The organism is Pseudoalteromonas sp. S1609 (assembly GCF_005887255.1).
GTDB lineage: Bacteria > Pseudomonadota > Gammaproteobacteria > Enterobacterales > Alteromonadaceae > Pseudoalteromonas.
Genome location: NZ_PNDJ01000153.1, coordinates 1 through 400, shown reverse-complemented (window position 1 = coordinate 400; position 400 = coordinate 1). Strand labels below are relative to the sequence as shown.

3 tRNA genes are annotated in these 400 nt (G+C 44.2%); all 3 read left to right on the top strand.

Annotated elements, in window-relative coordinates:
* Positions 1–73 precede the first annotated feature (73 nt).
* The 3 genes from CWB76_RS19190 (at position 74) to CWB76_RS19180 (ending at position 345) form a co-directional block, all read left to right on the top strand.
* Positions 74–150 (top strand) — tRNA-Arg (locus CWB76_RS19190).
* A 24-nt stretch (positions 151–174) separates the two neighbouring features.
* Positions 175–250: transfer RNA gene (locus tag CWB76_RS19185), tRNA-His, on the top strand.
* 18 nt (positions 251–268) lie between these two features.
* Positions 269–345 (top strand) — tRNA-Pro (locus CWB76_RS19180).
* Positions 346–400 lie beyond the last annotated feature (55 nt).

Below are 400 nucleotides of genomic sequence, written 5' to 3'. Positions count from 1 at the left end.
ATCCTGCATCGCCGACCATTTTTATGTTTACTCATAATAATTTAACTTACTAGTGAACTATGAAGTTTTCGATGCGCCCATAGCTCAGCTGGATAGAGCAACGCCCTTCTAAGGCGTCGGTCGAAGGTTCGAATCCTTCTGGGTGCGCCATTTTGAAAACACTGTAATGCCGTGGTGATTGTAGCTCAGTTGGTAGAGCCCCGGATTGTGATTCCGGTTGTCGTGGGTTCGAGCCCCATCAGTCACCCCAATTTACAAAAAAGAATATCGGCGATTAGCGCAGTTTGGTAGCGCACTTGGTTTGGGTCCAAGGGGTCGCAGGTTCAAATCCTGCATCGCCGACCATTTCCCCTTAAGTTCTATAAAATTTAAATCTGTATTTTTATTAAATATTAATTGA